Annotated in this window: 7 protein-coding genes and 4 pseudogenes; 4 read left to right on the forward strand and 7 right to left on the reverse strand. The window is 55.9% G+C overall.

Annotated features, from left to right (window positions below):
- Positions 1 to 300, forward strand: a pseudogene (locus LEPTO7104_RS35700) (IS4 family transposase); the annotation flags it as partial.
- A gap of 60 nt (positions 301 to 360) precedes the next feature.
- Here the strand turns inward: LEPTO7104_RS35700 and LEPTO7104_RS38805 are convergent.
- The 7 genes and pseudogenes from LEPTO7104_RS38805 to tnpA form a co-directional block, all read right to left on the reverse strand.
- Complete coding sequence (locus LEPTO7104_RS38805) at positions 361 to 720, reverse strand: sensor histidine kinase (RefSeq protein ID WP_071527341.1); 360 nt, start codon at positions 718 to 720, stop codon at positions 361 to 363.
- A pseudogene (locus LEPTO7104_RS41925) lies at positions 644 to 805 on the reverse strand (transposase); the annotation flags it as partial. The pseudogene LEPTO7104_RS41925 and the gene LEPTO7104_RS38805, both read right to left, overlap by 77 nt.
- 160 nt (positions 806 to 965) lie before the next feature.
- Entirely contained in the window at positions 966 to 2558 is a 1593-nt protein-coding gene (locus LEPTO7104_RS0128115; protein WP_017301927.1) for an Hsp70 family protein, read from the reverse strand.
- Between the two features lie 143 nt (positions 2559 to 2701).
- A complete protein-coding gene (locus tag LEPTO7104_RS37510) occupies positions 2702 to 3217 on the reverse strand; it encodes a nucleotide exchange factor GrpE (protein ID WP_017301928.1) in 516 nt (171 codons plus the stop codon).
- Positions 3218 to 3251: 34 nt separating this feature from the next.
- Entirely contained in the window at positions 3252 to 3545 is a 294-nt protein-coding gene (locus tag LEPTO7104_RS0128125; protein WP_017301929.1) for a DnaJ domain-containing protein, read from the reverse strand.
- Positions 3546 to 3607: 62 nt separating this feature from the next.
- A complete protein-coding gene (locus tag LEPTO7104_RS0128130) occupies positions 3608 to 6022 on the reverse strand; it encodes a tetratricopeptide repeat protein (protein ID WP_017301930.1) in 2415 nt (804 codons plus the stop codon).
- Positions 6023 to 6294: 272 nt separating this feature from the next.
- On the reverse strand, positions 6295 to 6744 hold the full coding sequence (gene tnpA / locus LEPTO7104_RS0128135; protein WP_017301931.1) for an IS200/IS605 family transposase: 450 nt from the start codon (positions 6742 to 6744) through the stop codon (positions 6295 to 6297).
- A gap of 15 nt (positions 6745 to 6759) precedes the next feature.
- Here tnpA and LEPTO7104_RS0128140 point away from each other — a divergent pair, with 15 nt between their 5' ends.
- The 3 genes and pseudogenes from LEPTO7104_RS0128140 to LEPTO7104_RS43850 form a co-directional block, all read left to right on the forward strand.
- Positions 6760 to 8094, forward strand: a complete 1335-nt coding sequence (locus tag LEPTO7104_RS0128140; protein ID WP_017301932.1) for an IS200/IS605 family accessory protein TnpB-related protein — start codon at positions 6760 to 6762, stop codon at positions 8092 to 8094.
- Between the two features lie 228 nt (positions 8095 to 8322).
- Positions 8323 to 8517 (forward strand): annotated as a pseudogene (locus LEPTO7104_RS43845) (transposase family protein); the annotation flags it as partial.
- A 96-nt stretch (positions 8518 to 8613) separates the two neighbouring features.
- Positions 8614 to 9163 (forward strand): annotated as a pseudogene (locus LEPTO7104_RS43850) (IS1 family transposase); the annotation flags it as partial.
- Between the last annotated feature and the right edge of the window lie 169 nt (positions 9164 to 9332).

Below are 9332 nucleotides of genomic sequence, written 5' to 3' on the forward strand. Positions count from 1 at the left end.
AAATGACTCTCGGTTTTAGCCTTAGTGTTGCTGATCGCCTTGGCCTACAGTTGGGCCACGATGTATGGGCAGCAGATGAAACACCTCGGGGTAGAGCAGTATGCTGGGCGTATCCAAGAGCACCACGACAAGACGCCTCGCCAGAGTGATTTTAGTCTCGGCCTCTATGGCCATCGCTGGATCTATGCCATGGAATTATGGGCCGACTGGGCGCGCCACCTGATAGCACTCAAACCCCACAAACACCGCTATTTTCAGCGAGGTTTCTATGCTCTATCCCTGATGCAGCAAGCGCTTTAGGTATGTTGTCACCCGTTAAGGGAGTTCTCCTGGTCTGGTTAGAAATCATGACCGAGAGGCCTACGATTGATTGATTATGACAACAATTTCGGTGCCCCGCCCCGGCTGGCTTTGAATTGTTAGCTGGGCGCCCATGCGCTCGGCCCGCTCGCTCATGTCCAGTAGGCCAAAGCCGCCCAGGGTGGGGAGACTGCCCACGCCAAAGCCCTTGCCGTCATCCTTAATATGCAAACTGCATTGCGTGGCTTCATACACTAGCTCAACCTGGATTTCGCTGGCATTGGCATATTTAACAGCGTTGGTGAGAGGATATTTGAAAATACGGAGAGGGGTATCAAACGCGTCATGCCAAGCGCCGTAGCATGACCCGCGGCATGGCGATGTAGATGAACGCTTCGGACGACTCGGGCAAGCGCTCATAGTCGATATTGAGACGACGACACCAATGTAGCCACCTATCGCTTCGCTCCACGACCCACCGCCTGGGCAACAGCACAAATCCCGTCGTCCCTGAGTGCGCAGTACCACCTCAAGAATCAGCCCAAAGAAGTCGATGACCGTCTTAAGGAAGTCCACGCCTGAGAAGCCCCCATCAACCCAGATCCGAATGAGTCGAGGGAGTCGCTCCCGTTCGTCTTTGACCGTCTGGAGCAGTTGCTTAGACACTACTCCTGGTCTTCCGCTTCCACATCCACGTCTTCCCACTCGCCATCGTCGCCCTCTGCGTCAAACAGAGGTAGCGCGCCAAAGAGTGAGGCAATCGCATCTCTGGACTGGCGCAGTTCGTGGCTGGAGAGTCGCTCAGTTTTAGTGTCATTGACCACCAGAGACTGCTGTTGCCCCTTGCCTTTTTCGGTGGCGGTAACGGTCAAAATGCCATTGATGTCAAAGTCAAAATGTACCTCCACCTGCACGACCCCGGCAGGTTTGGGTGGAATGCCCTCAATCCGAAAGGCCCCGAGGGGAACATTCTCCTTCGCGACGGGATTTTCTCCCTGGAACACCTCGATCTCGACGATCTGTTGACCATCGGCGGCGGTGCTATAGATCTGAGACTGGGAGGTGGGAATGACGCTATTGCGTGGAATGATGGTGCTAAACATGCCAGGCATTGGCCCCAGAGCGGTGTCCATCATCGCCGCAATGCCGAGGGAATGGGGGCTGACATCCACCAAAATGCTGTCTACCGCCGCCCCAGATAGCACTCCCGCTTGCAGCGCTGCCCCCATTCCTACACAGAGGTCGGGCTCAAAGCTGCTGACGGGGGTATCTGGCAAGTGGCCTTCGACCAGGTTCTGCACCAGGGGAATGCGAGTAGAGCCGCCGACTAAAATGGCTCGGTCAATGTCATCTGGGGTCATATCGGCATCGCTCAAGGCCCGGTCGATGGCGTCTAGGGTTTCTTTCAGGAGGGGTTTGATCAGGTTTTCGAAGTCTTCCCGAGCGACATCGGTTTCCAGGTGCAGGGCAGTTTCTCCTTGACTCACCAGGAAGGGTTCACGCACCGTGGTGAAAGCGTGTTCGCTGAGGGCAATTTTGGCCTGTTCAGCGGCTTGCAGCAGCCGCGCTTGGGTGGCCGCATCGTTGGGTACCTCGGTGTCGTGAAGTTGTCGGAAGCGATCAGTTAAATAGCGCTGCAGCTGCCGGTCAAAGTCATCGCCGCCGAGGCGATTATTGCCGTGGCTGGCCAGCACCTCAGTGACATCGCCGGTAATTTCGACGATGGAGACATCGAAGGTGCCACCGCCCAGGTCGTAAACCAGCACGGTCTCGCTATCTTCGCTATCTAGGTCAAAGACCAGGGCCGCCGCCGTCGGTTCATTGAGAATCTGCAACACCTCAAAGCCAGCGATCTCGCCAGCCTCTTTAGTGGCCTGCCGTTGGGCATCGGTAAAGTAGGCGGGGACAGTAATGACGGCCTGGGTCACCTCGTCTTCGAGCATGGCCTCGGCCCGCTGCTTGAGCGATCGCAGAATAATGGCGGAAATTTCCTGGGGCCGATAGGTGCGATCGCCCAGAGTGACGGTGAAGTCAGTGCCCATCTGTCGCTTAATGGACTTGACGGTGCGATCGGGCGCAGCTGCGTACTGTCGCCAGGCCGACTGCCCGACCAGCAGTTGCCCACTGTCACTCATGCCTACGTAGGAGGGTAGCAACACGGTCCCATCTTCGTCAGGGATCACCCAGGGCTGGCCATCCTCCAGCGCAGCAATGATTGAATTCGTGGTGCCTAAATCGATGCCGACGATCTGTCCCATCGGTGCTTACCCTTCTCGTTGAACACAGTACATAGCTTAAAGGATTCCTTTATTTATGTAGTTACCCAGGGACGCTGAGCGTTGGCGGAGTTGGTCTGAACGACACCATCCCTGGCAGCAGGCACAGGGGTTTGCCCCACGCCTTACTCCTCCGCCGGAGCTACCGCCACAATCACCTGCGCCTCCCTCAGCACCCGGTCTTGCCAGCGATAGCCACGGACTACCTCCTGCACCACAATATTGGGATCACAATGGGCGTCTACCTGCTGCGCCAGGGCGTGCATTTGGGTCGGGTCAAAGGGGTGCCCTTTGGACGGCATGGGCATAATCTGATGCTGGCTGAGCACCGTCAGCATCGATTCGCGAATCATATCAATGCCCTGTCGGGCGCTGGTGACGACTTCCGCGAGGGTTTCAGACTGATCGGGACGGGGGGCCGGGGCAAACAGCGGACATAGGCTGAACCATTGCCGCCAGCGCTGCCACCAAGTCATGGCCAGGAGCGACTGAGCATGCCGGTGGTTTCCTTCTGCCTGGTGCCAATGGTCGGCGGCTCGATCGAGGGCATCGACCACTGTCAGCAGATCGCGCAGCAGGGTTTCCTGCTGTTTGCGGAGCTGGATTTTTTGATTGGCGAGGTCTCTGGGGGATCGGGTCATAGGTTTGCGGCAAGGTTATGGAGGGCTAGCCAGCCTAAAACGTCAGCCGGATTAGATCCTCTAAGGTAACATCCACAGCGGCGATCGCTCTTTGCTGCAGCTGGTCTAACAGAGCCGGATCGAGTTCGGCCTGCACGGGCACTTCTGCAAAAAAATCATCCTCTGCCCGAGGGGCTTTGCGGAGGGCTTCGTAGGCGGCGCGAATCGCCTTGAAGTCTTGTGGGTGGCTGTGGGCCGGAAATTCTTTGAGCTTGGCGTGGTAGGCCGCTTTGATCTCGGCGGGGGTGGCCCCAGGCGAAAGGCCCAGGCGATCGTAATGGTCTTGCATAGGTGAAGATGACTTGGGCATGGAAGGAATCTGTCGTGGGGGAATCTAAGGATGGCCTAGAGCTAAAGCTTGTACCAGGGTTTGCGCTTCTTGCCGGATGATTTTCCTCGCCCTGACGGAGGTAGGAAGAAGGGAGGCACATCATCGTCCTCATCGTCCTCATCGTCCTCAAAATCGTCGTCAAACGGATCAAAGCGACTGCCCATTTTGGCCTCCAGCTCCGGCAGCATCTGAGCGATCAGTTCGGGGGGTACAGCCGTCCCGAAGGCTTCCTGAGCCATCCGCTGGATGATGTCAATCATATTGATCTGGCCCAGATCGCCAATCGCGCCCATTTGGCTACCTACCGCTCGGCGGGTCATATCCTGGGCCTTAAACCACTCCTCTTCGCGACAGGCTTGCAGAGCGATCGCATCTTGCAGACGGCGAGCAAGCTCAAAGCCCTGGTCATAGAACGTTGTGTACTCTAGGGAAGAGCGCGGATAGAGGGTGGCTTTGGCCAGCAGCAGCAGCGGATTTTGGGGCTCCTGGCGGAGCTGCTCTTCGATCAAGGGAGCCAACACCCGGTTATGGCCAAACCAACTGAGCTGTAGCTGAGCCTGGGCCAGCAGATTTCCCGGCTGGGGCGATCGCCTCAGCGCAGCGGTAACCGCAACATCTAAGCGTTTGGTAGAGGGGTTCTTTAAGGGCAGCAGCATTAGGTAAGCCAGGTTGGCCTCTGGCACCGTGGGAATGAGCTCAAAAATCTGCTCGGCATAGCGACTTTGCTGGGCTGTTATGCCCTTTTGGTTGCGCCGGGCATGCTGCTGAATCACCAGGTAGATCGCCTTCAGTATTTCAACTTGCTCACTGGGAGAGTGCGATCGCAGCAAGTCATCCCACTGCGGCACCGCTGCTTCCAGGTCGAGACTAATCTTTTGGCTACCGCTGGGTCCATCCTGGGCCGAGTCTAGAAAAATTTGCAGCGCTTTGAGCGGTGGCGTGGGTGTTTCGTGGTTGTTGACAAAATTTTCCATCACCTCGTAGTACTGAAAGCTGAGCGCCTCTACCCAGGCTGGGATCTCCACCTCAGTATCCACGCCAGTATCGCCGAAGTGCTTGCCAAACTTGCGCCGCACCGATTTCAGCGCCTCCTTGTCCGCCTGCAAACATTCGGCCAGTGCCAGGTAAACCTCTTCGAATCGGCAGCCCGCCTCCAAAGCCTGGGTGAGCAGCGGAATGGCTGCCTGTTTTTGATCATCGGCAAACAACTGCATCCCCTTGCGGCCAATCACCTCGGGATGGTCCGGGGCCAACTGTTCGGCCTTGCGCACGCTCCGTTCCGCATCGCGGTAGCGGCCTAAGCTCATTTGGTGGTCGGCTAGCCAGCAGTACAGCTTCGCCTGGGTGGCATTCAAACGCTCACTTGGCCAGGCCTGGGAGTCACGCTTTGCGGCTTTTTGCACCCAGCTCAGCAGCTGGTTGACCAATTGCTGAGCGGCACGCACATCTTCGATCGCCGCTAGCACAGGATAAAGCTGCACCGCTAACTGGGGGTCAAACTCAGGCTGATCCACGACCCCGCCCCAAAAGGAGGCCGTACAGCTCAGCTCCTGCTGCTGCAAAGCCTGCTGCCCCGCCAAGAGCATCAGAGGCCGGTAGAGCGTTTTTAGCTCTGGGTAATCTCCCATCACCTCTTTAGGAAAATCGAGCACGACATGGGCCGCGTCGTGAAAATTATCGTCCCGCAGGAGGTACAGCAGTTCTAAGACCCAGGCGGCACTGCGGTGAGGCAAGTCCGGTTGGTCGAGATCACACACGTCATCCAGGCGGCGACCACTGTGGGTGGCCAGGGCCATACGCAACGGTTGAACGGCAGGATGTTTAGGCCCCATAGGTGGAAACCCTAGACCACCAAAGGCGGGGGAGGGCATACCCAGCAGGCGTCCGGCAGCGGGCCAGTCTTCTAGCGTCTGGTGAGCGTAGGCTTCCCAGGCCGGTGGATAATCGCCGGGGCTAGCCGGTCGGCCCATTTTTTTGAAGTGAGTCAGAGCCGCTTTCGGGTCGCCAGCTTGCAGAGCCAAAGCTCCCTTAGCCCAGTGGAGATGGGGGGCATAAAACCGCTTGGCCTGGGTCTTAACCAAATCCTCCACCTGCTCGGCCTGATGATTGAGCAACAGCAGCTTTAGGTAGCTGCCGCCCAAATCCTTCGGCAGCGTTTTGCTATCAAAGGCAGACTGAAACAGCTCCAGGGCTTCAGCCGCTTTATTGTCAGCCAGGTAGCACTTGGACAACCAGTAGTAGGCATCCTCCTGAAGCCCTAGGGCCAGCGCCTGGCCAAAGGAATCTTCTGCCTTGGCATACTGGGCGCGCCCATACTCGTACTGGCCTTGCTGTAGCCAAATATCGGCCTCGGTAATCCCAAAACCCTGGTCAGGATCTCGCTTTTGAGCCTGCTGAAGTTTGCGCAGGGCCTGGGGATATTGTTTTTTCGCCATTAAGCGTTGCAGCTGCTGGTCTAGAGCTTGGCTAGCTGCTGTAATTTGAGGATTCTGCTGGCTTCCTTTACGCTTAGCCAAATCTCAAGCCTCCTAGAATGCACAACTGCGACTAACCCTATGGGGCACACCGTTTCCGATCAACCCTGATCGATGGCTTTCGTATTATCTTAATGGCTACTCACCCGCAGACCAATGCTTTCTAGGATCTGCCAAAAAGCCGAAGCCCTTTGAGCAAAACCGCCGCGCATCCTACGAATGGGCGCAAAGCGTCATTCGAGAGTTAGCGGCGGCTGAAGTTTGCGCGGGTCATCCTGATTCTGGATGTACTTTAGGAGGGTTTCAATATTGGCCCGCCCCCCAGTCGTAATCAGGCCATAGGCTCTGTTCCAGAAGTAGGGCTTCCAGTAGAAGGGGCGTAACTGCTCTGCAAACTCTTGGCGCATTTTTCGGGCTGATACTGACTTCAGATTCTTTACAACGTCAGAGAGCCGAACGGTTGGGTCAACCTCGAATAGCAAATGCACATGGTCTGGCTCCCCACCAAAGTCAATCAGCTCACCGCCCCACTTGACCAACAGATCCCTAAATATCGCTTCTAGCCTGGCAAGCATCTCTGCATCCAAGCATTTATGGCAATACTTCATCGACAAAACCAGGTGGTAGCACAGCCTGTAAGCACTGTGGTTTCTCGTTCTCAGGGTCGTAAAATCCCTGTCCATGTTAGAATCTTCATTATGAGTAAGGCTATTGTACGCACTGATAAATGGGGCTTGCAACCATCGCCAGACGTGAGACTTCATTTGCTGGCAACGGTTGACGAGTACCGCGCTTACTGCAAGGCACTGAGCTACGTGGTCATGGGCCACTGGCCGGAGTTGATTGCGGCAAAGAGTTTCTGTGCAGCAGTAGAAAAGCTCATTCACCGTACCAGCCAGAATCCTGACCTTAAGTATCCCTATTTCGAGAAGCGGTTTTACAAATTTCCGTCTTACCTGAGGCGGGCGGCAGTTGAATTCGTGAAGGGTCAGGTTTCATCCTACCTAACTCGATACCGGGATTGGCAAGCCGGGATTAGAAAGCGTCGGGACGCAAAACCGCCCGCCTTTAACGTAGATGCTGGGTGCTACCCGGCTCTCTACAAAGGACAGTTGGTGAAGTTTGACGATGGTTTCCTGGTAGCGTCCATCAAGGTTTGGAATGGCTCTGATTGGGTCTGGACTGAGGTGCCCATTGCCAGCAAACGGCAACGACATCTGACCGGCTCAATCAAGTCTCCCTACCTGGTGATTTCAGAGCAGCACTGCCATCTGGCGGTGCCCTTCAAGATTATTCCGCCGACCTGGAAAAGTGAGGTGGTGTGCGCCGTGGATGTAGGGATTAACACCCTGGCCACAGCGTCTATCGTTTGCCCTGACGGCACTGTATTGGCTAGGACGTTCATTCATCCGGCCTCTGACATAGACCGTCGTGACAAGCAAGCCAACATCATTCGCCAAAAGGCGAGAAAGACCAAGACGTTGCACCGTGGTTTTGCCAAGACGCCCTACCGCAAAGCGAGAGGCATTAATGCCAATATCGCTCAGCAGATATCGCGGCAACTGGTGAACTTTGCCCTGGAGTATGGAGCCAGCACGATTGTCTTTGAAGACCTGAAAGGCTGGCGTCCCAAAGGCGGCAGGAAGCGCTCAACCCTGAAGCAAAAGTTTCATGGTTGGCTGCACCGCCGCCTGGTGACGCTCACTGAGCAAAAGTTCCAAGAAGACGGCGGCAGGGTCGTCTACGTCTATGCTCGGGGCACGTCATCCTGGGCCTTTGACGGTAGCGGCAAGGTGCGACAGTCTAAGGCCCAGTACGAGTTAGCGACGTTTGCCAACGGCAAGCAATATAGCTGCGACCTGAGCGCCAGCTACAATATTGCGGCTCGATACCTGGCCTCCAAACTTAAGCTGACCCACCGAAAGGATGGGCAGGTAGCGAAAGGCAAAAGTTCCTGCGCTACACCGAGAATGCCGGTCACCCTCTCCCTACTCTGGGATTGGGAAGCCGCTTATGGACGCGAAGCGTCATGAGCGAAGCATTCACATAGTGCTCCTAGGCTTCAAATTCGATTTTCCGCATAATTTTGGGATACATCTGTTCGAGCCCTGACTGCGGCGTTTCTGAGCGATACCCAGGGTCTAAGTAGATGATCTTAAACAAGCGTAGCCGGCTCTACGGGATTGAGTATGCTGGTGTAACCGTTACTATACCAAGCCGTTATGGTGCCTCTACTGAGCGAATTATTGGGGTTGCCAGGGATGGAGGTTGAGGCTTACACAGTCGTTGAGGACGGACTGATACTCGACGTCGAAGCCCATGGCGAGTCAGCCCACTGCCCCCGTTGCGGTACGCTCAGCTATCACCTGCATCAGAATCACTGGCATCTAGTGCGGGACTTGCCCATCAGTCATTACCAAAAGACGTGGCTGCGGGTCAATCGTCGCCAGTTTAAGTGTGCTGCGTGCGGCACACCCTTCGGCGAGGACGGTAATGTTCTAGACCTGTGGAACCGGCAAAATAGATGGGATCTTTTGTCCTCGGCTTTTCCTATGGTCCTAGAACCCATCTGTTGCCCCCGCTGTCACACCACCGATGTGGTCAAACATGGCAAAAGTGCTGAAGGCAAACAGCGCTATCGCTGCCGTAACGCGGAGTGTACGCGCGCCTCGTTTATTCTTAACTACAGCTACCGGGGCTACTTGCCCGAGGTGAAACAGCAGATCGCGGATATGGCCGTCAACGTTAGCGGCATTCGAGATACCGCTCGGGTCTTGAAAGTTAGCCCCACAACCGTGATTGAGGAACTCAAAAAAACATCGCCAGCTTGAGAGCGTCAATCGCCCGCTGTTGGAGTCGATGACGACTCCGCCGACCACAGCCATGGTTGTTCGAGTGGAGGAGGCCGAAATGGACGAGATGTGGAGCTTTGTCCAGTCCAAACGGCAACAGCGCTGGCTCTGGCACGCGATCGACCACCAAACGGGAGCCGTTCTGGCCTATGTCTTAGCTCCCCATGAGGATCAAGCCCTCAAGACGCTGATGGCGCTGTTAACGCCCTTCGGCATTCAGCAGTTTTACACCGATAGCTGGGGCGCATACTTAACGGGTGACAAGGGCCATCAACATCATACGGTATAAGGGTTTGAGACAATGGAGGGGCAAAAAAATAGGGAACCCCAATGCGGCTCCCCCTAATCAATATGTTTCCTGCATTCTACAAACCACCCTTCGCACCCACCTGAGTGAAGCCCAGTACTTGACCTTGCAG

The sequence above is a fragment of the Nodosilinea nodulosa PCC 7104 genome, from assembly GCF_000309385.1.
Lineage (GTDB): Bacteria > Cyanobacteriota > Cyanobacteriia > Phormidesmidales > Phormidesmidaceae > Nodosilinea > Nodosilinea nodulosa.

Coding starts and splice junctions, on each gene's coding strand:
- LEPTO7104_RS0128125 (WP_017301929.1), bottom strand. CDS start 3,545: ATGCAAGACCATTACGATCGCCTGGGCCTTTCGCCTGGGGCCACCCCC.
- tnpA (WP_017301931.1), bottom strand. CDS start 6,744: ATGGACAGGGATTTTACGACCCTGAGAACGAGAAACCACAGTGCTTAC.
- LEPTO7104_RS0128130 (WP_017301930.1), bottom strand. CDS start 6,022: ATGGCGAAAAAACAATATCCCCAGGCCCTGCGCAAACTTCAGCAGGCT.
- LEPTO7104_RS0128115 (WP_017301927.1), bottom strand. CDS start 2,558: ATGGGACAGATCGTCGGCATCGATTTAGGCACCACGAATTCAATCATT.
- LEPTO7104_RS0128140 (WP_017301932.1), top strand. CDS start 6,760: ATGAGTAAGGCTATTGTACGCACTGATAAATGGGGCTTGCAACCATCG.
- LEPTO7104_RS37510 (WP_017301928.1), bottom strand. CDS start 3,217: ATGACCCGATCCCCCAGAGACCTCGCCAATCAAAAAATCCAGCTCCGC.
- LEPTO7104_RS38805 (WP_071527341.1), bottom strand. CDS start 720: ATGAGCGCTTGCCCGAGTCGTCCGAAGCGTTCATCTACATCGCCATGC.